Annotated in this window: 17 protein-coding genes; 9 read left to right on the top strand and 8 right to left on the bottom strand. The window is 63.1% G+C overall.

Features of this window, described 5'->3' with window-relative positions:
• Positions 1–130: 130 nt before the first annotated feature.
• The gene (locus QN085_RS13440; RefSeq protein ID WP_024087158.1) at positions 131–1,552 is read left to right on the top strand and encodes an undecaprenyl-phosphate glucose phosphotransferase; all 1,422 of its coding nucleotides are present in this window, start codon (positions 131–133) and stop codon (positions 1,550–1,552) included.
• A gap of 170 nt (positions 1,553–1,722) precedes the next feature.
• On the opposite strand, the gene QN085_RS13435 is transcribed toward QN085_RS13440, so the two are convergent.
• The gene (locus QN085_RS13435; RefSeq protein WP_013972698.1) at positions 1,723–2,664 is read right to left on the bottom strand and encodes a LysR substrate-binding domain-containing protein; all 942 of its coding nucleotides are present in this window, start codon (positions 2,662–2,664) and stop codon (positions 1,723–1,725) included.
• 146 nt (positions 2,665–2,810) lie between these two features.
• Between QN085_RS13435 and QN085_RS13430 the strand changes: the two genes are divergently transcribed.
• On the top strand, positions 2,811–4,187 hold the full coding sequence (locus tag QN085_RS13430) for an L-serine ammonia-lyase (protein WP_013972697.1): 1,377 nt from the start codon (positions 2,811–2,813) through the stop codon (positions 4,185–4,187).
• Positions 4,188–4,345: 158 nt separating this feature from the next.
• Here the strand turns inward: QN085_RS13430 and QN085_RS13425 are convergent, their stop codons facing one another.
• The 4 genes from QN085_RS13425 to QN085_RS13410 all read right to left on the bottom strand — a co-directional run bounded on the left by QN085_RS13425 (position 4,346) and on the right by QN085_RS13410 (position 9,093).
• Positions 4,346–5,023, bottom strand: a complete 678-nt coding sequence (locus QN085_RS13425; RefSeq protein WP_024087157.1) for a DUF3313 domain-containing protein — start codon at positions 5,021–5,023, stop codon at positions 4,346–4,348.
• 174 nt (positions 5,024–5,197) lie between these two features.
• Positions 5,198–6,493 carry an NAD(P)/FAD-dependent oxidoreductase gene (locus QN085_RS13420; protein ID WP_013972695.1) on the bottom strand — a complete coding sequence of 432 codons (1,296 nt, stop codon included), beginning with the start codon at positions 6,491–6,493 and terminating at the stop codon, positions 5,198–5,200.
• 13 nt (positions 6,494–6,506) lie between these two features.
• On the bottom strand, positions 6,507–7,595 hold the full coding sequence (locus QN085_RS13415) for a polyamine ABC transporter substrate-binding protein (RefSeq protein ID WP_024087156.1): 1,089 nt from the start codon (positions 7,593–7,595) through the stop codon (positions 6,507–6,509).
• Between the two features lie 139 nt (positions 7,596–7,734).
• Positions 7,735–9,093, bottom strand: coding sequence for a glutamine synthetase family protein (locus tag QN085_RS13410; RefSeq protein ID WP_013972693.1), 1,359 nt, complete (start codon positions 9,091–9,093; stop codon positions 7,735–7,737).
• Between the two features lie 183 nt (positions 9,094–9,276).
• On the opposite strand from QN085_RS13410, the gene QN085_RS13405 reads away from it, so the two are divergent.
• Together QN085_RS13405 and QN085_RS13400 are read left to right on the top strand one after the other, a co-directional pair.
• Positions 9,277–10,176, top strand: a complete 900-nt coding sequence (locus QN085_RS13405) for a helix-turn-helix domain-containing protein (protein WP_013972692.1) — start codon at positions 9,277–9,279, stop codon at positions 10,174–10,176.
• A 176-nt stretch (positions 10,177–10,352) separates the two neighbouring features.
• Complete coding sequence (locus QN085_RS13400) at positions 10,353–12,263, top strand: DEAD/DEAH box helicase (RefSeq protein ID WP_041505919.1); 1,911 nt, start codon at positions 10,353–10,355, stop codon at positions 12,261–12,263.
• A 324-nt stretch (positions 12,264–12,587) separates the two neighbouring features.
• On the opposite strand, the gene QN085_RS13395 is transcribed toward QN085_RS13400, so the two are convergent.
• Complete coding sequence (locus QN085_RS13395) at positions 12,588–13,973, bottom strand: aldehyde dehydrogenase family protein (protein ID WP_013972689.1); 1,386 nt, start codon at positions 13,971–13,973, stop codon at positions 12,588–12,590.
• 107 nt (positions 13,974–14,080) lie between these two features.
• Between QN085_RS13395 and ptrR the strand changes: the two genes are divergently transcribed.
• The 4 genes from ptrR (at position 14,081) to QN085_RS13375 (ending at position 17,037) form a co-directional block, all read left to right on the top strand.
• The gene (gene ptrR / locus QN085_RS13390; RefSeq protein ID WP_013972688.1) at positions 14,081–14,947 is read left to right on the top strand and encodes a putrescine utilization regulator PtrR; all 867 of its coding nucleotides are present in this window, start codon (positions 14,081–14,083) and stop codon (positions 14,945–14,947) included.
• 125 nt (positions 14,948–15,072) lie between these two features.
• On the top strand, positions 15,073–15,516 hold the full coding sequence (locus tag QN085_RS13385; protein WP_285686693.1) for a carboxypeptidase regulatory-like domain-containing protein: 444 nt from the start codon (positions 15,073–15,075) through the stop codon (positions 15,514–15,516).
• Between the two features lie 55 nt (positions 15,517–15,571).
• Complete coding sequence (locus QN085_RS13380; protein WP_013972686.1) at positions 15,572–16,318, top strand: phytanoyl-CoA dioxygenase family protein; 747 nt, start codon at positions 15,572–15,574, stop codon at positions 16,316–16,318.
• Positions 16,319–16,515: 197 nt separating this feature from the next.
• Positions 16,516–17,037, top strand: a complete 522-nt coding sequence (locus QN085_RS13375; RefSeq protein WP_013972685.1) for an acyloxyacyl hydrolase — start codon at positions 16,516–16,518, stop codon at positions 17,035–17,037.
• 116 nt (positions 17,038–17,153) lie between these two features.
• On the opposite strand, the gene QN085_RS13370 is transcribed toward QN085_RS13375, so the two are convergent.
• Together QN085_RS13370 and QN085_RS13365 are read right to left on the bottom strand one after the other, a co-directional pair.
• Positions 17,154–19,289, bottom strand: coding sequence for a TonB-dependent siderophore receptor (locus QN085_RS13370; protein WP_285686689.1), 2,136 nt, complete (start codon positions 19,287–19,289; stop codon positions 17,154–17,156).
• 245 nt (positions 19,290–19,534) lie between these two features.
• Positions 19,535–20,425 (bottom strand): universal stress protein, encoded by an 891-nt coding sequence (locus tag QN085_RS13365; RefSeq protein ID WP_013972683.1) that lies wholly within the window; start codon positions 20,423–20,425, stop codon positions 19,535–19,537.
• Positions 20,426–20,572: 147 nt separating this feature from the next.
• Here QN085_RS13365 and hisN point away from each other — a divergent pair, with 147 nt between their 5' ends.
• On the top strand, positions 20,573–21,364 hold the full coding sequence (hisN, locus tag QN085_RS13360; protein WP_013972682.1) for a histidinol-phosphatase: 792 nt from the start codon (positions 20,573–20,575) through the stop codon (positions 21,362–21,364).
• Positions 21,365–21,389: the final 25 nt, after the last annotated feature.

Here is a 21,389-nt window from a genome sequence, read left to right as displayed (position 1 = left end):
GGATGGCTGCTACAGTTTGATCAATGGCTTGCGGCTGCAGGATTTTGCTCCACGGGCTTTGCATGAGCCGTTGTCAAGGCTTGCTTGTTGGTGGAAGGCATTTGCTGCACGCAAATTGATGAGGTCTGAAATGGTCTTAGAGCCCAGAAGCAGTCGTTCCTTATTGCAGAGAAGAAGCAGCGTAAGTAACGCTATTCAGGCCGGCCTCGATGGAATTGCAGTCATCGGCATTGCCTGGTACCTGATCTACGACCAGTTTGGCTACATCACTTCCGATTACGTGATCATGCTGCTGTTGCTGGTTGGCGCACTGGCAGTCATCTACGATCACTATGCGATCTACCGTACCAACGTCGGGCTTTCCATCAAGGCTTTCCGGCTGTTCAAGGCCTGGTCGGCAACTTTTTGCTTCCTGGTGGTCATGGCCTTCCTGGCCAAACAGAGCGAAACCTATTCGCGACTGCTGGTCGTGCAGTTGTTCATCATTGGCTACATCGCCCAGTTGTTCCTGCACTTTGCCGTGCGCGAATTGCAAAAGCGCTTCACCGCCCATGCACGCCTGGACAACGCCCTGATCATTGGTGCCGGTGATCTGGCCAACTTCCTGTATCAGAAAATCAGCAACAACCCCTGGTTCGGCGAACGCGTGCTGGGTTGCGTGCTGATCGACAATGCCGATGAGCCGGGGCGCGAAAGTGCCGAAGGAAAGCAGCGCATGCCGGTGCTCGGGCATGTTGCCGAGCTCGACGATATCGTGGCCCGCCATGGCATTCGCACAGTGTACCTGGTGACCCCGCTGGGCGGTTCCGAGGTCATCAACGATGTGTATTTCAAGTTGCTCGACAAGTGCATCGCGGTGAACTGGGTACCGGATATCTTCTCGTTGCGCCTGATCAATCACAGTGTGCGGGAAATTGCCGGCATACCTGTGCTGACCTTGTCGGAAACACCGCTGACGGGCATGAGCCTGTTCTTGAAGAACCTCGAGGACAGGGTGTTGGCGGCGCTGATCCTGCTGCTGGCATCGCCGGTGTTGCTGGCCGTTGCGCTGGCCATCAAGCTCGATAGCCGCGGCCCGGTTTTCTTCCGTCAGGAGCGCACCGGCTGGACGGGGGAAGCGTTCCGTATCTGGAAGTTCAGGAGCATGCATGTCCACCAGCCGGAAGATGGCGTGGTGAAGCAGGCGCAGAGGGATGACCCACGGCTGACCCGGGTCGGCGCCTTTATCCGCCGCACCAGCCTCGATGAACTGCCGCAGTTGTTCAATGTGCTGACCGGGGAGATGTCGCTGGTAGGGCCGCGGCCGCATGCGTTGCAGCATGACACGTTGTATTCGCAGGACATCGTCGACTACTTCGCTCGCCACAATATCAAGCCTGGCATGACCGGCCTGGCGCAGGTACGTGGGTTCAGGGGCGAAACCAGGGATATCGAGCAGATGATCCAGCGGGTGGACTCGGACATCGAGTACATCAACAACTGGTCGCTGTGGCTGGATTTCGTCATCCTGGTGCGCACGTTGAATGCGTTTACCGGCAAGCAGGCCTACTGACGCACAAATCTCGCAAGCGCTCTGCGCACCCTGTGGGAGCGGGTTTACCCGCGAAGAATCCAACGCGGTGCATGGCACCGGCTGCGCCGGTGTTCGCGGCTAAAGCCGCTCCCACAGGGTCCCTGCCAATTCAATGAGTCATTTGCAGCGTGCAAGCGCAATTGGCTGGCCTAGTCTTTGTTCAGCGGGTGCAACTCCCTGAACCCCCGCGCTTCCTCCACCAGCCAGTCATGCACCGCCCGCGCCCCCGGCTGGTTCAGCCCGCCCGGTGGGTAATGCACTACATAGCGCTTGTGATTGGCGATAGGCACCCCGAACGGCACGATCAGTGCGCCGCGCTCCAGTTCGTCGTTGAGCAGCGTGCGTCGGGCGATCGCCACGCCAATGCCGGCAATCGCCGCCTCGATGGTCAGGTGGTTGCGGTTGAAGGTATGCCCGCGCCGCACATCCAGGCCGGCGGCGCCGATGCCCTCCAGGTAGAACTCCCATTCGGCATATTCCGAACTGCCGCGCCAGGCCGTAATGTCGTGCAGCAGCGGGTAGTGCACAAGATCTGCCGGCCCGTGCAGCGGCGGGCGCCCGCGCAGCAAGGTGGGGGAGCACACGGGGAAGATCTGCTCGTCCAGCAGTGGTGTCGAGAGCATGCCGGGGTAGCTGCCATCGTTCAGGTCGATGGCCAGGTCGAAATCGCCCGGTGTCAACGCCTGGGCACTGTCTTCGGCCACCAGACGCAACTCGATGTCCGGGTAGCGTTGTTGAAAACGCGGAAGGCGAGGCGTGAGCCATTTGGCCAGGAACGACGGGATCGAGCGCAGGCGCAAGGTGCCGCGGATCTCACCTGCATCCAGGCGCAGCAGTTCGGCTTCGATGCTGCCGTAGGCTTCGGTCACCGTCTGTGCCAGGCGTTGCCCTTCGGCGCTCAGTTCCACACCACGTGCCCGACGCAGGAACAGCTGGTAGCCCAGGCGTTCCTCCAACTGGCGCATCTGTTGGCTGACGGCGCCCGGGGTAATGTGCAGCTCTTCGGCACAGCGGGTGAAGGACAAGTGCCGGGCCGCACAGGCGAACACGTGTAGCCAGACGAACGTCTGGCCATTGAGTTGTCGTCGCATCGTTTAGTACCACTAAAGCCTTGCTTAGGAAGTTTCGTTGGTCATCCGTGAGCCAGCGCGGCAGTATCGCGCAAAATCGCAATATCGCTCAATTTCTCCAGATAACCGCGCTGCGGCTTCATACCCGGGCACGGTCAGGCATTAGCATGGCTATCAGTGTTTTCGACCTTTTCAAAATCGGCATCGGGCCGTCCAGTTCCCACACCGTCGGCCCGATGCGGGCGGCGGCTACCTTTGCCCAGGCCCTGCGCGAACAGGGGCTGCTGGCCCAGGCAAGCCGTGTCGAGGTGCGGTTGTACGGGTCGCTGTCGGCAACCGGGGTTGGCCATGCGACCGATCGCGCCTGCCTGCTCGGCCTGATGGGCCAGTGGCCGGACCGCATCGACCCGGCCACCATCGAGTCGCGCATTGGCCAGGTGATGCAGGAGCACTGCCTGATGCTCGATGGCAGCCACCCGCTGGCGTTCGAGTACAGCCGCGACATGCTGCTGCTCGACGAGAACCTGCCGTATCACCCCAATGCCATGAGCCTGGAAGCCATGGACGGGCAGGGCAGCCTGTTGCGCCAGACCTACTATTCGGTGGGCGGTGGTTTTATCGTCGAGCAAGCCGAGATCGACGCGCCAGCGCTCGAAGCGAACGCGGTGGTGCTGCCGTACGAGTTCGACAGCGCTGCGCAATTGCTGGCCTTGTGCAAGAGCCATGGCTTGAGTGTGGCGCAGCTGATGATGGCCAACGAATGCGCCTGGCGCCCTGAGGCCGAGGTACGCGAGGGCCTGCTGCGGATCTGGGGTGCCATGCGTGAATGCGTCGACAATGGCCTGCGTAATGAAGGCATCCTGCCGGGCGGGTTGCACGTCAAGCGCCGTGCGGCGCGGCTGCATCGCAGCCTGCAGGAGCTGGGCAAGCCCAACGTGATCGGCTCCACCCTCAGTGCCATGGAATGGGTCAACTTGTTCGCCCTTGCGGTGAATGAAGAGAATGCCGCCGGCGGGCGCATGGTCACAGCACCTACCAATGGTGCTGCCGGCATCATCCCGGCGGTGCTGCATTACTACATGAAGTTCAACCCGGGGGCGTGCGACGCGGACGTGGTGGACTTCCTGCTGGCGGCAGCGGCGGTCGGTATCCTGTGCAAGAAGAATGCGTCGATTTCCGGGGCCGAGGTTGGTTGCCAGGGCGAGGTAGGTTCGGCCTGTTCGATGGCCGCTGCCGGCCTTGCCCAGGTGCTGGGCGCTACGCCGCCGCAGCTGGAAAATGCCGCCGAGATTGCCCTGGAGCATAACCTTGGGCTGACCTGCGACCCTGTCGGCGGCTTGGTGCAGGTGCCGTGTATCGAGCGCAACGCGATTGCTGCGGTGAAAGCGATCAACGCCGTGCAGATGGCGTTGAGAGGGGATGGCGAGCACTTCATCTCGCTCGACCGGGTGATCCGCACCATGCGTGATACCGGGGCGGACATGCATGCCAACTACAAGGAGACTTCGCGCGGCGGCCTGGCCGTTGCCTTCGTCGAGTGCTGAGTCACCGCAACGGTCAGCGCGGTCTTGGGGGAGCGGCCTTGTGTCGCGAAAGGGCTGCGAAGCAGCCCCATTCATACGCCTGAGCTGAGATCCCGGGGCCGCTCTGCGGCCCTTTCGCGACACAAGGCCGCTCCCACAGGTTCCGTGTCCGGTCGGTATCAGCGGGCTTTCTGCTTCGCTTCCAGGAAGCTCGCGCGCATGTCCTTGGCCCAGCCATCCAGCACCGGCTTGACGTCATTCAGGGTCAGTTGCGTGGTCTTGTTCTCCAGATCCTGCCCCGTGCCCTTGCGCACGACCTGGGCCAGCACTTTCTGACTGGCACCATCGAGGAACGCAGCTTCCACGCCGACATCCACCTCTTGGTCACGGCCGCCCATGGCGGTGTTCACACCGGCTGAAATCAGCGCGATAGGGATGACCTCATAAGGCTTGAGACCCTCGTTGCTGGTGGACACCGCAGTGATGGCCGGGCGCACCACGATCACGCCCGGGCCGGGGCCCTTGGCCAGCGGTACCACGCTGCCCATTTCACGGCGCAGCGCTTCGTTGAAGTAGCGGGTGATTTCCTGCAGCGTCTGCGCCGAGATGACCGGCGTCGGCTGCGGCTTGGGGTAGAACTGGCTGGGCTCGATGAACACCTGGCTGTACTGGTTGACGTTGACCTTGGGGTCGATCCAGCGCATCACCGGGTCACCCGACGGGCTCTTGGCTTCCTGCAGCCGGCTGTAATCCTTGAGGAAGCCGGAGTAGTCCTTCGGGTCCACGCGATTGCTGGAGCAGGCGGCCATGGTTAGCAGTGCGGCGCACAACAGGGTAATGCGGGGCAATGATTTCATGATGAAGATGCATCCATGATAGGTCGGCCAGAACAACGCTAGCAGGTGCGGGGCAGTTGGCCAGTGGGTAGGTTCAATCGATTGTGAAATGGTAGAAAGTTGGAGGGGGTGGAAGGGTTTGTCTTGAGTTTTTCTGCGCCTGTGAGACCGAGCGCCGCAAAGCTCGTGGCGAACTCAACCCAGCACCTCCCGCAATCGATACCACAACATCCCCAGCGCCAGCAGCGGCGAGCGTAGTGCCTTGCCGCCGGGGAAGGTCAGGTGTGGCACGGCGCTGAACACGTCCAGCCCCTGGCTGTGGCCGAGCGCGATGCTTTCGGCCAGCAGTTTCGCTGTCCAGTGCGTCACGTTCAGCCCATGCCCGGAATAGCCCTGGGCGTAGTAAACATTGGGGTGCTGGCTGAGGCGCCCGACTTGGGGGAAGCGGTTGGCGGTGATGCCGATCATGCCGCCCCACTGGTAGTCGATACGCACGTTGGCCAGCTGCGGGAACACCTTCAGCACCTTGGGCCGCATGTAGGCGGCGATGTCCTTGGGGTCGCGACCGGAATAGTGGCAGGCGCCGCCGAACAGCAGGCGCCGGTCTGCCGTGAGGCGGTAGTAGTCCAGGCCGACTTTCTGGTCGCACAGCGCCATGTTCTGCGGGATCAGGCTGCTGGCCAGTGACTCGGGCAATGGTTCGGTAGCCACCACGTAGCTGCCGGCCGGCAGCACCTTGCCGCTCAGGCGTGGCTCCAGTTCATCGAGATGTGCGTTGCAGCCCAGCACCAGGCTGCCTGCCCGCACCTTGCCACGAGCCGTGTGCAGGGTCACGCGGGGGCCATGCTCGATGCGCAACACCGGACTCTGCTCGAAGATGCGTACGCCCAAGCCATGGGCGGCGCGGGCTTCGCCCTGGACCAGATCAAGCGGGTGCAGGTGGCCCGAGCCCATGTCTACCAGGCCGCCGGCGTATTGGTCGCTGGCAACGATTTCATGCAGCCGGTCGGCACTGACCAGGCGGGTTTCAGGGCGATAGCCGAGTGCGTCGAGATCGTCCTGTTCGTCCTTGAAGGCGGCGAACTGCGCAGGGGTGTTGGCCAGTTCGCAGAAGCCCCAGCGCAGGTCGCAGGCAATGCCGTACCGGGCGATGCGGCTGGCCACCAGCGCTACCGAATCGATGCCGGCTTGTTTCAGGTAGTGCACGCCGTCCTGGCCGACATGCCGGGCAAAGCCGTTGACGTCATGGCCGATGCCGCGAATCAGCTGGCCGCCGTTGCGGCCGCTGGCGCCCCAGCCGATGCGCCGGCCTTCAAGCAGCACCACCGAGAGCCCGCGCTCGGCCAGTTCCAGGGCGGTATTGACCCCGGTCAGCCCGCCGCCGACCACGCACACATCGGCGCTCAGTTCGCCGTCCAGGCTGGGATAGGGCGCTGCATCGCGTGCCGTGGCGGCATAGTACGAAGCGGTGTGTTGGGTAGTAGAAGACATGGGCGTTCTCGACTCAGCGGTTGGACTTGATCTTGCTCCAGGAGCGAGTCATGACACGCATGATCTTCGGGCTCGGCGTGCTGGAGATGTACAGCTTGTCCAGCACGTCCTGGGGTGGGTAGATCTCAGGGTTGTTTACCAGCGATGCGTCCATGTAGGCCTGGGCATCGGGGTTTGCATTGGCATATCCGACCGTGGCGCTGACCTTGGCGATCACCTTGGGGTCGAGCAGGTAGTTGATGAACGCCAGGGCTTGTTCGGGGTTGTTGGCGTCCTTGGGGATGGCCAGCAGGTCGAACCACAGGTTGCTGCCTTCCTTGGGAATGCTGTAGGCGATCTTTACCCCGTTCTTCGCTTCCACGGCGCGGTTGGCGGCCTGGAACACGTCGCCGGAGTAGCCGAAGGCCACGCAGACATCGCCATTGGCCAGGTCGGAAACGTACTTGGAGGAGTGGAAGTAGGTGATATAGGGGCGCAGTTCGAGCAGGCGGGCTTCCGCCTTGGCGTAGTCGGCCGGTTTTTCGCTGCGCGGGTTCATGCCCAGGTAGTTGAGCACGGCCGGGAACAGTTCATCGGGCGAGTCCATGAACGCCACGCCGCATTGCTTGAGCTTTTTCAGGTTCTCGGGTTCGAACAGCACCGCCCATGAATCGATATGGTCGACGCCCAGGGCCGCCTTGACCTTGTCGATGTTGTAGCCGATGCCGTTGGTACCCCACAGGTAGGGTACGGCGTACTGGTTGCCCGGGTCGTTCTGTTCAAGTTGCTTGAGCAGCTTGGGGTCCAGGTGCTGCCAGTTCGGCAGCTTGCTGCGGTCCAGCGGCAGGAAGGCACCCGCCTGTGCCTGGCGTGCGAGGAAGTGGTTGGATGGCACCACTACGTCATAGCCGGTGCGCCCGGCCAGCAGCTTGCCTTCCAGTGTTTCGTTGGAGTCGAACACGTCATAGACCACCTTGATCCCGCTGCTGGCCTGGAAGTCGGCCACGGTGGTGTCACCGATGTAGTCGGTCCAGTTGTACACGCTGACCGAGGGAGTGGCCTGGGTAGTGGTGGCGAACAGCAGGGTGAATGCGGCGGGGATCAGGGCTTGCAGATGACGCATGGGGACACCTCGTTGGTATTGTTCTTCGAGTTCGGTGCAAGGGCTCGTGCCCTGTGGGAGCGGGTTTACCCGCGAATTCGTCGTTGAATGCACCACAGCATTCGCGGGTAAACCCGCTCCCACAGGTACCGCGAAAAGGTCAGACGCTCAGCATCAGGAATTCACGCTCCCACGAACTGATAACCCGCTTGTAGTTCTCGTGCTCGGCACGCTTGACCGCCACATAACCCTGGACGAATTGCTTGCCCAGGTACTGCTGCACGGTCTCGCAGTCTTCCATGTGCTGCAGCGCGTCCTCGATGGTGATCGGCAGGCGCAGGTTGCGCCGCTCGTAGGCACGGCCCTGCACAGGTGCGCTGGGCTCGATGCGCTCGACCATGCCCAGGTAGCCGCACAGAAGGCTGGCGGCGATGGCCAGGTACGGGTTGGCGTCGGCGCCCGGCAGGCGGTTTTCCACGCGCATTGCCTCGGGGCTTGAGGTGGGTACGCGCAGCCCGGCGGTACGGTTTTCCTCACCCCACTCGACGTTCACTGGTGCCGAGGTGTCCGGCAGGAAGCGGCGGAACGAGTTGACGTTGGGCGCGAACATCGGCAGCAGCTTGGGGATGTACTTCTGCAAACCGCCGATGTGGTACAGGAACAGCTGGCTCATGCTGCCGTCTTCATTGGCGAAGATCGGCTTGCCGGTGGCGATGTCGACCACGCTCTGGTGCAGGTGCATGGCACTGCCGGGCTCGTCGGTGATCGGCTTGGCCATGAAGGTGGCGGCCACGTTGTGCTTGAGCGCGGCTTCACGCATGGTGCGCTTGAACACGGTGATCTGGTCGGCCAGGTCCAGGGCGTCGCCATGGCGGAAGTTGATCTCCATCTGCGCCGGGCCGTCTTCATGGATCAGCGTGTCCAGGTCCAGGCCCTGGATCTCGCACCAGTCGTAGACGTCTTCGAACAGCGGATCGAACTCGTTGGCGGCATCGATCGAGAACGACTGGCGGCCGCTTTCGGCACGGCCGGAACGCCCCAGCGGCACTTGCAGCGGCAAGTCCGGGTCTTCGCAGCGCTGGGTCAGGTAGAACTCCATCTCCGGTGCCACGATCGGCTGCCAGCCTTTGTCTGCATAAAGCTTGAGCACTTTCTTCAGCACGTTGCGCGGCGACAGTTCGATGGGGTTGCCTTGCTTGTCGAAGGTGTCGTGGATAACGATCGCGGTCGGCTCGATCGCCCACGGGATCTGGTACACGGCGCTCGGGTCTGGGCGGCAGACCATGTCGATGTCGGCGGCATCGAGCAGGTTATAGTAGATGTCATCGTCGACATAGTCGCCGGTGACCGTCTGCAGCAGCACGCTCTCGGGCAGACGCATGCCACGCTCGTGGAGAAACTTGGCGGTGGGTGCGATCTTGCCGCGGGCGATGCCGGTCAGGTCGCTGATCACGCATTCGACTTCGGTGATACGGTGTTCTTTCAGCCAGGCGGACAGCTGATCGAAGGGGGCGTTCATACAGACCTCTTGGTTGGGTTTTGGTGTGGGAGCAGGCGTGCCAGCGTAAACCGTTCCAGGGTTTCGAAGGCGTCCCGCTTCCCAGGTGACGCGCTGGAGACTATCTTGGTCGCAGCCCGCAAGGCTGATCTATCCACTTTCTCCGGCAATGAATGCACCAAAAGAGTGCGACTAGGACCGAGCGTGACAACCGCCAATGCCCTGCAAGTCCAGGCTTACCACACCACCGACGTAACCGAACAAGTACGTGCCACCCCTGGCTGGCAGCAGCAGTACCGGCAGATGTCGCCCGGGCATTTCAGCGGTGAGCTGCGTTGCCTGGGGCTGGACGGGGTGGAGGTGTACGAGGAGCGGCTGAACACCCGGGTGGAGCAGTTTTTCCGCGCGCCGAGCGGTTCGCTGGCGTTCTGCTTCGACCGCAGCGAGAACAGCCTGTACCTGCTGAACGAACAGAGCCGGAACATCTGGATCACGCCAGAGAACTACCAGGAAGTGGCGGTCGTGTTCGACCAGGCCTTCCTGGCCCGCCATGGGCTTGACCCGCAACGCCTGGAAGGGTTGTTCATGGTGCCGCTGGGCAGCGGGCAGAACGCGCTGTTCGGCAGCTGGCTGAGCGCGACATTGACCCGCCTGGGCCAGGCGGATTGCCCGCTGCAGGGGCAGGCCCTGGCGGAGCAGCTGCTGGAGGACTGCCTGTTCATCCTCGACAACGCCTGCCAGCGCCTGCAGGGCGTGGCGTTGGGCCGGCGTGACGAGGAACGGGCGATCATGCGCCGGGTAAGCGAATGGGCGGCCGACTGCCCGGAGGAGACGCTGAACCTGGTGGAGCTGGCGGATGCTGCCGGGGTTTCTTTGCGTCAGTTGCAACAGGCCTTCAAAGCGTTTACCGGAATGCCGCCGGCGCACTGGTTGCGCCTGCGCCGGCTGAACGGTGCGCGGCGCGATCTGTTGCGTGGCGATGGCGTGACCGTGGCCGAGGTGGCGATGCGTTGGTCGTTCTGGCATTTGGGAAGATTTTCAGAGAGTTACCGGCAGTTGTTCAAGGAGTTTCCCAGCGAGACCTTGAAGCGGGGCAGGGGCTGAATTTGGTGGTGTAGCTTGGTGGTATAGCTGCTCTTACAGGATTACCTCAGTGCCAGGCATGTGAGGTCCCTGTGGGAGCGGGTTCACCCGCGAAGAGGCCGGCCCAGGCAATACTCAACCCAGCATTCCACAGCAAAAATTGCTATCGTGCCGCCCTGATTCCACCCGAGGTGCCGATGTTCTACCTGCCTTTGCCCAGCGACCAGGCCGACCGCCTCGCCAGCGAGCCCACCACCGACTTCTTCACCACCGCCAGCGTGCTCGACGCCGCCGCTGTGCTGTTCGTGCAGAACCTGCCGCGCCAGCCCGCCACCGCCTCGGCGGATGCGCAGGAACGCCGCTTTGCCGAAATCGTGCGCATTGCCAACGAGGTCGAAAGCGCCGCACCGGGGCGCTTCCAGGGCCAGGTGGCGCAGCACTTCGATCGCGAAGCCTTCGCCATGGGCCTGGGCATGCTGGGCGAAAACGGGATCGCGCTGCTGTCGACCGAGGTGGAGTACCAGGCCGACGAGCTGCTGGACGCCGAGGGCCAGTGGAACTTCCAGTTCGCCGACAGCTACCGCCAGCGGGCAACCCCGCTGCACCCGGTGTACCTGCCTTCCCTGGCCAGCGACCTGATGCTCAGCGACCAACAGAACCGCCTGCTGCGCGAATTCCTCAGTGGTATCGATGAGTCGGTGGCGGTGCAGGGCTTTGCCGGCACCGGCAAGACCTTCCTGATTCACCAGTTCGCCCGCCTGCTCGAGCCCCAGCGCACGCTGTTGCTGGCCTTGACCGAAGGCCAGCTGCGCGCCCTGCAGGCGCGGGTCAAGGACGCCGCCGCCTACACCGCGCTGACCTTCGGCCAGCTGGCCGACGAGCTGCTCAACCGCGACCTCACCAGCAATGGCTGGCGCCTGCGCGACCCGTATCGCACCAAGCTGTCGTGGCGCCCGCAGGATGCGCAGGTGGTACGTTGGCTGGCCATCCCCGACATCGGCCCGCTCGCCGCGCGCGATGTGGTTGCCTTGTGCATCCGCGCGGTACGCACGTTCTGCCACAGCGCCGACACCCAGCTGCAGTTGCAGCACCTGCCATGGGCTGGGCCGGGTACCACGCCGCTGGACCAGGAAGTGTTGCTGGAAAAGGCACGCCTGTACTGGCAGGAGCTGATTCGCCCGTCGGCACGGGAAATCCAGTTGCCGGTGCGCGATTACCATCGGGTCAAACTGCTGTCGCTGACCGGTCATGTGATCGACAGCCGCTACACCCATGTCATCGTCGACGAGGCCCACGAGCTGTCGGCACCGATGCTTGCCGTGCTCGACCGCAGCCCGCAGTCGATCATTGCCCTGGGTGACGAGCTGCAGAACCTCAACGGCCTCAGCGCGCACCATGGCGGCTTTATCCGCCAGCGTTATATCGACCACTCACTGCGGGCCGGACCGGCGATGGACAACGTGCTGAACCCGCTGATCAATGCCCACCCGGCGGCGATCCAGGCGGCCTTCAGTGGCAGCGCCGAGCACTACACCCGGGTCAGCTTTTTCGATGCGGTAACGGTGCCGGAACAGCCTACGGCGCTGATCGTCGACGATGAATGGGGCCTGTTTGGCTGGTTCCAGCGCCTGACCCACCAGGGCGTGCCGTTCGTGCTGCTGAAAAGCGCGCGCAAGGACTTCGAGCTGTTCGTTGAAGACTGCATCGAGTTGTACCGCCATGGCACCCGGCCGCGTCACCCGATGCTGTTCCGCTATGCCAGCTGGCAGGCGCTGGAGCAGGACAAGGGTGACGACAAGGCATTCGTCGCCGTGGCCAACATGCTGCGCAAGGGCTACACACCGGAGCACTTTGCCAGGGCCAAGAGCCGTTACCGCTGGGACAAGGCGCCCAAACTGTTCCTGGGGCGGGTGCGCGATGTGAAGAACATGGAGTTCGCCCGGGTGATGGTGTCGCCGGAGCTGATGGTAGCGCCGCAGGTAGCGGGGAACCGCAATGAACGGGCGCGGATGCTGGCGGGGTTGTATACCGCCTGTTCGCGGGCCCGGCATGAACTGATCGTGCCGGGGGGGATGCTGGACTGGGTCAAGGACCAGATTCGGGATTGAGGCCCCTCGGGCTGCTTTTTCAGCCCTTCAAAGTCCCTGTGGGAGATTGCCCAGCCCAGATAACTGAATTCGCAAGCGATCCTCGTACCCTGTGGGAGCGGCTTTAGCCGCGAAGAATCCAACGCGGTGCATGGCACCGGCTGCGCCGGTGTTCGCGGCTAAAGCCGCTCCCACAGGGTCCCTGCTAATTCAATGAGTTATGTGCAGTTCTATGAGAGCGGGTTCATCCGCGAACACCGGCGAAGCCGGTGCCGGGCACCGTGTCGCCTGATTCGCGGGTAAACCCGCTCCCACAGGGCCGCAATGCGGCCCCTAAGCATCGGATCAGTTACGGTCCAGCCACACAGTCTGGGCATTGGTGAACTCACGCACACCAAAGTGCGACAGTTCACGCCCGAAGCCGCTCTTCTTCACCCCGCCAAACGCCACGCGGGGGTCGGAAGCGCAATAGCCGTTGATGAACACGCCGCCGGTATCCAGCGCCGCGGTCATGCGTTCGGCCAGCGCGTAGTCGGCGGTGTAGATGGTCGAGGCCAGGCCGAATTCGCTGTCGTTGGCCAGCTCCACCGCATGCTCCGCATCACGTGCGCTGATGATCGCAGCCACCGGCCCGAACAGTTCCTGCTTGAACGCAGTCATCTGCGGGGTGACGTTGGCGAACACGGTCGGCGCGTAGAAGTTGGCCACGCCATCGACCTTGTGGCCGCCCAGCAGCAGGGTGGCGCCTTCGGCGATGGTCGCCTGGACCTGGCCATCCAGCTCGTCGCGCAGGTCGTAACGGGCCATAGGGCCGATGTAGGTACCTTCTTCCAGCGGGTTGCCGACCTTCAGCTCGCGAGTGGCCTCGACGAACTTGCGGGTGAATTCGTCAACGATGCTTTCCTCGACGATCAGGCGCTTGGCGGCAGCGCAGACCTGGCCGGTGTTCTGGTAACGGCCGATCACCGCAGCCTTGACGGCGGCATCCAGGTCCGCGTCGGCCAGCACGATGAACGGGTCGGAACCGCCCAGCTCCAGCACGCACTTCTTCAGCGCCGCGCCGGCTTGCGCACCAATCGCCATGCCGGCACGCACGCTGCCGGTCAGGGTCACCGCGGCGATGCGTGGGTCGTTGATGGCGCGAGTGACACCGTCCGGCGTCACGTTGAGCACTTCGAACACGCCTTCCGGCAGGCCGGCATCCTTGAACAGCTCGCCCAGCAGGTAGGCGCTGCCCATCACGTTCGGCGCGTGCTTGAGTACGTAGGTATTGCCGGCCAGGATTGCCGGCACGGCGCCACGCAGTACCTGCCAGACCGGGAAGTTCCAAGGCATCACCGCCAGGATCGGGCCCAACGGGCGGTATTCGATGCGGGCTTTCTCGACCTGGGTCGGCTCGGGGGCGAGCATGGCCGGGCCGTGTTCGGCGTACCAGCGGCACAGGCCGACGCACTTGCTGACTTCACCACGGGCCTGGGCGACAGGCTTGCCGATTTCGCGGCTGATCATTTGCGCGAAGGCTTCGGCCTTGGTTTCGAGGGTGCTGGCCAAGGCAAGCAGGTACTCGCTGCGCTGACCCAGCGACACCTGGCGCCACTGGCGGTAGCCAACCTTGGCGCGTTGCAGCGCCGCTTCCAGTGCGGCGTCGGTGTCGAACGGGTAGGCGCCGATCTGCTCGCCGCTGTACGGGTCGAGGGAGATGGCGTGGGTCAGGCTGCTGATCGCACTCATGGCGGGACACTCTCGTTGTAATTGATCCGTGACGCCAGACTAGTGGGCTATGGCTTTAATGAAAACTGAATAATAATGAGCGAAACATTCACGTTTGGAGAATGGCTGTGGACCTGGTGCAACTCGAGATCTTCAAGGCCGTGGCAGAGCAGGGCAGCATCAGTGCCGCTGCGCAGCATATCCACCGGGTGCCGTCGAACCTGACCACGCGTATCAAGCAACTGGAGGAGGACTTGGGCGTGGAGCTTTTCATACGTGAAAAGAGCCGCCTGCGCCTTTCCCCCGCAGGCTGGAACTTCCTCGAGTACACCCGGCGCATCCTTGACCTGGTGCACGAGGCGCGGCTGACAGTGGCCGGTGAAGACCCGCAGGGCACTTTCGCCCTGGGGTCGCTGGAAAGCACGGCGGCGGTGCGCATTCCGGCCTTGCTGGCGGCCTATAACCAGCGTTACCCCAAGGTCGACCTGGACCTGTCCACCGGGCCTTCCGGGACCATGCTCGAAGGCGTGCTGTCGGGGCGCCTGGTAGCGGCGTTCGTCGACGGCCCGGTGCTGCACCCGACGCTGGAGGGCATGCCGGTGTTCGAGGAAGAAATGATGGTCATCGCGCCGCTCAACCACGCCCCGGTAACCCGCGCCCAGGACGTCAACGGCGAAAGCATCTACGCCTTCCGCGCCAACTGTTCATACCGGCATCACTTCGAGAACTGGTTCGTGCAGGACCAGGCGGTACCGGGCAAGATCCACGAAATGGAGTCGTACCACGGCATGCTGGCCTGCGTCAGCGCCGGCGCCGGCCTGGCCATGATGCCGCGCAGCATGCTCGACAACATGCCCGGTTGCAGCACCGTCAGTGCCTGGCCGATGTCGGAGGACTTCCGTTACCTCAAAACCTGGCTGGTGTGGCGCCGGGGCACGGTATCGCGCAGTTTGAGCATGTTCGTGAAACTGCTCGAGGAAGGGCGCGCAACCTGATGTTCCAGCGCAACATCCATACCATTGATGCAAATTTCATCAAGACGACCATGCATCAGCACGAACGCCGTTACGCCCGAAGGATCTGATAATAGGTAAGCCATCCTCGAAAGGAGGGTCGTATCATGCGTAACCATCACTATGCCCTCGGCGCGGCGCTGCTGATCGTTCTGGCGCTGCCATGGACCCTGGCGGCCGCCTCCGACCACAATGCCCCCATCGACATGCAGGCCGTGCAACTGCAACAGCAGGAGCAGAACGGCGTCCGCTACCTGCAAGGCGGCATCGGCCAGGATGAAGCCAACGCCCTGCGCAAGACCCCGGGCTATGACCTGCACGTAGAACTCTCCACCGGCCCGGAAGGCAAGTTCCAGAGCGGTGCTACCGTCGACATCCAGAATGCACAGGGCCAGCCCGTGCTCAGTCTTACGGATGCCGGGCCGCTGCTGTATGTGCAGTTGCCTCCCGGCAAATACAAAGTGACTGGCAACGCCCAGGGTGAGACGGTGCAGCAATTGGTGACCGTGAATGGCAAGACCCCCACCACCGTGAACCTGAACTGGCGTTGATGGAAAAACGGGCAGGAGTACGGATGTGCTCCTGCCTGCTAAGGAGCACATCGCCATGAGCCTGGATCTTCAGCTGGAGATGTTGGACGAGCGGGGCTATGTTTTGCTCCCCGGTGTGCTCGAACCCTTGCGTATCGCCTTGCTGCGCTGCGCCATCGATGACCTGCAGCCCATCCACTGGGATTACCAAGGGCTGCTGGAACACTACAAGTGCGTGTTCAACCGCAACCCGCTGTGGTTACCCTTTCTCGACCTGCCGCCGCTGATTGCCCTGGCCGAAGCGGCATTGGGCGCCGACTGCCATGTGATCGGCCAGACTGCCTGGCGCAGCCACCCGGGCTACACCGGCATGGCCCTGCACCTGGACCATTTGCCCATGCAGTTGCCCGACTGGCTCAGCGAGCGCGGCGACTTCACCCAGCCCCCGCAGATCCTGACTGCGCAGCTGTACCTCAGCGATATCGACCATCACATCGGGCCGACCTGGATTGTGCCCGGCAGCCACCGCGCGGCACGGCCACCGCAGGCTGGCGAGCAACACTGGCAGGGCCGAGAGGCCCAGCCGGTGCTGTGCAAGGCCGGGGACGCGCTGGTGTTTCGCAGCGATGTCTGGCATAGCGGCGGGGCCAACTGCACCCAATCACGCCAGCGCGACATGCTGCAAGTGCACTATGGCCGGCGCATGGTCGCGCAGAAGTTTTCGCCATACCTGAACTGGCGTTTCAACCCGCAGGTACTGGAGGAAGCCACACCCAGGCAAAGGCGCCTGTTGGGCGAGCACGAAGAAGCGGAATACGACTGAGTGCTGCTGCTCGGCATGGCAGATGCTGGCGCAGGGTATTAGCCAATGGTGGCAATTCACTTTCAACTTTCTGTTTATCTGGACGATAATCAGAAAAGTATTACTTCCTGTGACCGGTCTGGATGTATCCGGTCACCACATAAGATCGAGGGGCCCAAGCCTCCGCTTGCCGTGTAGACCATTAGGAGAAGTCATTGATGAAAACCCGTCTAGCAGCTTCGCTGGCTGCTGCAGTGCTGGCCTTTGCCGGGGCGAATCTGGCCCAGGCAGCGCAGGTGAGCGGCGCCGTTGGCGCCACTGGCCAAGGTGACATGACCTACCGTATTGGCCTGTCGTTCGACTGGGACAAGAAATGGCTGGAAAGCAGCGCCGGTCATCTGACCGGATACTGGGATGCGGCCTACACCTATTGGGAAGGCGGTGAGGCCAGTGGTGCACACTCACTGTCGTTCAGCCCGGTATTCACCTACGAGTTCAGCGGTTTTACTTACACCCCGTATATCGAGGCCGGCATTGGTTTGGCGGCGTTTTCCAAGACCGACGTGGGCGACCAGCGCCTGGGCTCGTCGGTCAACTTCGAAGACCGCATCGGCTTCGGCCTGAAACTGCCGGGGGAGCAGAAGGTGGGGATCCGCGCGATGCATTACTCCAACGCGGGGCTCAAGCAGCCTAACGACGGCATCGAATCGTACTCGTTGTTCTACAGCAAAGGGTTCTGAGGCCGGGGGCCGCTTTGCGGCCCTTTCGCGACACAAGGCCGCTCCCACAGGTATGCGCGTAACTTCTGTGGGAGCGGCCTTGTGTCGCGAAAGGGCTGCGAAGCAGCCCCGGCAATTCAGAAGGTATACGAAACCCAAGCCTGCACCGTCCGCGGCGCACCCGGGTAGACGTAGTTGTTGAAAGCGCCTTCGTCATAGCCCTTGTTGAACACGTTCTTCACGTCCAGGTTCAGCCGCACGTGTTCGTTGACCTTGTAGAAGCTCAGCAGGTCCACCACGCTGTAGCGCTCCATGGTGTAGGTCGTAGCTGCCGTCTGACCGGCGCGATCATCCACGTACTTCACCCCAACCCCCAACCCCAGCCCCTTGGCCAGGCCATCCTGGAACTCGTAGGTGTTCAGCAGGCTGAAGCTGTTGCGCGGGATGTTGGCCAGGCGTGTGCCCTTGGGCAGGGTCGTATCCTGGGTCACTTCCGCGTCCACGTAGGCATAACCACCGATCACGCGCCACTCCGGCGTCAGGTTGCCGGCGATGTTGATGTCCAGGCCACGGCTGCGCACTTCGCCGGCCGCAATACTGTAGGTACCGGTGGGGTCGTTCGGGTCGCGCGCCAGGACGTTCTCCTTGACGATGTGATAGATCGCCGCGTCGATGCTCAGCTGGCGGTCGAGTGCCTCCCATTTCACACCCAGTTCGTAGGACTTGCCTTTCTCCGGGTCGAAGCCTCCGCCTCCGCTTGGCGTGCCGGTGTTGGGCTTGAACGAGCGCGCGGTGTTGGCATAGACCGCAACCGTATCGGTCAGGTCGTAGATCAGGCCGAAGCGTGGGGTGACGCCGTTTTCGCCCTTGCTGAAGTCGCGGTTGGTCGGCAGCTTGTCGTCGTAATCGTGCTCAAAGCGCTCGAAGCGCACACCCGCCAGCGCCTTCAGTCGCTCGGTCAGGGCCACTTGGTCCTGGATGAATGCCGCCCAGGTCTTCAGGTTTTCCTTGTCATGGGTGGTGGTGCGGGTCAGGGCAGGGCGTGGCTGGCCCAGTACCGGGTCGAAGATGTCAATCGGGTACTTATCGGCACCGCTGGCCGAGCGCTGGATGATCGAGTTGTAGTCGTAGTCTTCGTACTCGATGCCCGTCAGCAGTGTATGAGCGTAGCCGCCGGTGTCGAAGTGGCCGGTGAGGTTGAGCTGGTAGTCGCGGTCGGTCCACTCCAGTTTGCGGTAGTTGAAGTTGCGCCCCAGCGTGCGACCGTCAGCCTGCAATGCGTTGGCCTCCACGGCGTTGCCCTTGAGCGAGCCGTCGAGCCACTGCATGCCACCGCCCAGCGTCCAGTTGTCGTTGAGCAGGTGCTCGAAACGCAACTGGGCCATGTTGTTGTCGTTGTGCAGCAGGTTGTCGCTGCCCTTTTCCCAGATGTTGGTGTCGCGCGAAGCTGTGCCGAGCTGGCCGGGCAGGCGGGTCAGGCCACGGTCCAGCGGGTGGTTGTTGCGCATGAAGTCGCCCTCGAAGACGATCTTCGTGCTGTCGTTGACCTGCCAGCTGACTACAGGCGCCACGTCATAGCGCTCGCTTTCCACATCGTCACGGAAGCTTTCGCCGCCTTCACCCAGCAGGTTCAGGCGGTAGGCCAGCGAGCCGTCCTGGTTCAGCGGCCCGGTGGCGTCCAGGGTAGCGCGGTGCATGCCCTGGTCATCGAACTGGCTTCCCAGGGTGACTTTCGACTCTGGCAGCGGCTGCTTGCTGACCACGTTGAAGGTGCCGCCTGGGTCGCCACGGCCGTACAGGCTGCTGGCCGGGCCACGGATCACTTCCAGGCGTTCGACGGTGTTGGCGTCGGGGGCGTTGGGGTAGCCGCGGTTGATCGGGAAACCGTTGCGGTAGAACTCGCCGGTGGTGAAGCCACGCACGGTGAAGGTGGTCAGGCCCTGGCCGCCGAAGTTGTTGGCGCGGCCGACGCCGCCGGCGTAGTCCAGGCCGTCCTGCAGACGCGTGGCGCCTGTGTCTTCCAGTACATCCTTGGGCACCACGCTGACCGATTGCGGGGTTTCGTGCAGGGCAGTGTCGGTGCGAGTGGCGCTGGCCGAGCGGGTAGCCTTGTAGCCCTCGACCGGGCCATCGGCACGTTCGCTGTCGGCGCTGCTGGTGATGTTCAGGGCCTGGAGTTCGATCTGGGTGGGTTCGCTGAGCGGTTCAGGCTCGGCAAAGGTCAGCGGAGAGACAGCATGAAGCACACAAAGCGAAACGAACGTGCGACGCATCGACGGTACGATCCTGGAGTAGGGCGCTGAGGGTAGGGTGGGCAAGCGCCGAGAAACTACTACGAATCATTATCAAATGCATTCTTTTTATGTGGCACTGGTGTACCAGATGCCAAGGGTAGAATCCGTGTTGGCTTCTTCGCGGGTAAACCCGCTCCCACAGGGGTTTCACCAAGCCTGAGGTCAGTGGAATTCCTGTGGGAGCGGGTTTACCCGCGAAGAGGCCGGTGCAGGTATACCAGCACTCACCGAACCGCCTTGATCGCCAACACATTGCACAGCGGATGTTCCAGCACATGCGCCGTGGTCCCGCCCAGGAACGTCTGCATGGCATCATGCCGGTGGCTGCCCATCACGATCACATCCGCCCGGCTGTGGCCGACGAACTGGGCAATCGCCTTGATCGCGGCCCCTTCCAGAAAGTGCCTGCGCTCCAGCGGGATCTGGTGGTGGTCGCCCAGCCGGTTGAACGCCGCCCGCTGCGCGGTGCGCACGCTGACATCGAAGCCGGGCATGGTCACCGTGCCAGCGCCGAAGTCGGCAATGTGTGTCTTGGCCGCGTCGCACACATGCAGCAGGTGCAGTTCGGCATTGCACTGCAGGGCCAGGGCATGGGCGCAGCGGATCACCTGCTCATCCAGATGCTCGCCTGCGCCATGGCTGTTCAGGTCCACCGCGGCGGCAATCTGCCGGGGCAGGGGCAGGCGGATATCGCTGACTAGGTGCACGGCGACCGGGCTGTCCTTCAGCAACTGCCAGTCCAGTGGCGTTACCAGCAGGCGCTTGAGCACCGGTTCGTGCTGCACATCCTTGATCAGCAGGTCGCAGCCCAGGCGCTCGACCCGTTCCAGCACACTGCTCAGCGGGTCGCGGGTCAGCAGCAGTTCGGTAGATACATCCAGGCCGGCGTTGGCAAGTTGCTCGGCTTCGTCCGCCAGCCATTGGCGGTTGTCACTGAGCAGCCGTTCCCGCTCGCGGCTATCGCTCATCAAACCGAAGGTGTCTACATCGTCGACGAACACGTTGATATCCAGCAACGCACCGCTGGATTCCGCCAGCGCCGCAGCGCGTTGCAGCGCTGGCGTGTGGCGCATCTGCGGGCCGAGCATGACGAACAGACGCTTGAACTGGCTCATCTCACACCTCCACGTGTGGCAGCCCCCCGGTGATCTGGTCTTGTTCAGTCTAGACCGCGCAGGGCGCATGAGCAGCCTGGTGGAGGCTGGCGCGGCACGGCGTGTCGGGTATGATGCGGGCCCCATCATTTTCACGAGGCCCGCCCCATGTCCCTGAGTGCTGAACAGATCGGCGAATTCCGCGCCTTTGCCGAGCAGCTGGCCGATGCCGCTGCCGTGGCGATCAAGCCATACTTTCGCGCCAGCCTGGACGTCGAGGACAAGGGTGGGCGCCTGTACGACCCGGTGACCGTGGCCGACAAGGCAGCCGAGGATGCCATGCGCGAGCTGATCCAGGCCCGCTATCCCGACCACGGCATCCTCGGTGAAGAAGCCGGCGTGGCAGTCGGCAGCAGCCCGCTGACCTGGGTGCTCGACCCGATCGACGGCACCCGCGCCTTCATCACCGGCCTGCCGCTGTGGGGCACGCTGATTGCGCTGAACGACGGCACCCGCCCGGTGGTCGGGGTGATGAACCAGCCGTTCACCGGCGAACGCTTTGTCGGAACGCCGGAAGGCGCCTGGCACAGCGGTGCGCCGTTGAAGACCCGTGCCTGTGCCGACCTGGCCTCGGCCACGTTGATGTGCACCACGCCGGACATGTTCGATACCGCCGCGCGCAAGGCTGCGTTCGAGGCCGTTGCCGGCAAGGCGCGCCTGATGCGTTACGGTGGCGATTGCTATGCCTATTGCATGCTGGCTTCCGGGTTCGTCGACGTGATTGTCGAGGCGAGCCTGCAGCCATATGACGTGCAGGCGCTGATGCCGATCATCGAAGGGGCGGGCGGGGTGATCACGGCGTGGGATGGCAGCAGCGCACAGAATGGCGGGTGCGTGGTGGCCTGTGGCGACCCGGCGCTGCATGCGCAGGTGGTGGAGATGTTGCGTCACGCCATGTGATTCATGTGTTGCCTGGGCCGGCCTC

Source organism: Pseudomonas sp. M2(2023), from assembly GCF_030263955.1.
Classification (GTDB): Bacteria; Pseudomonadota; Gammaproteobacteria; order Pseudomonadales; family Pseudomonadaceae; genus Aquipseudomonas; species Aquipseudomonas asiatica.
The sequence above is the reverse complement of the archived record's forward strand: the minus strand, read 5'-3'. Positions and strand labels throughout refer to the sequence as shown.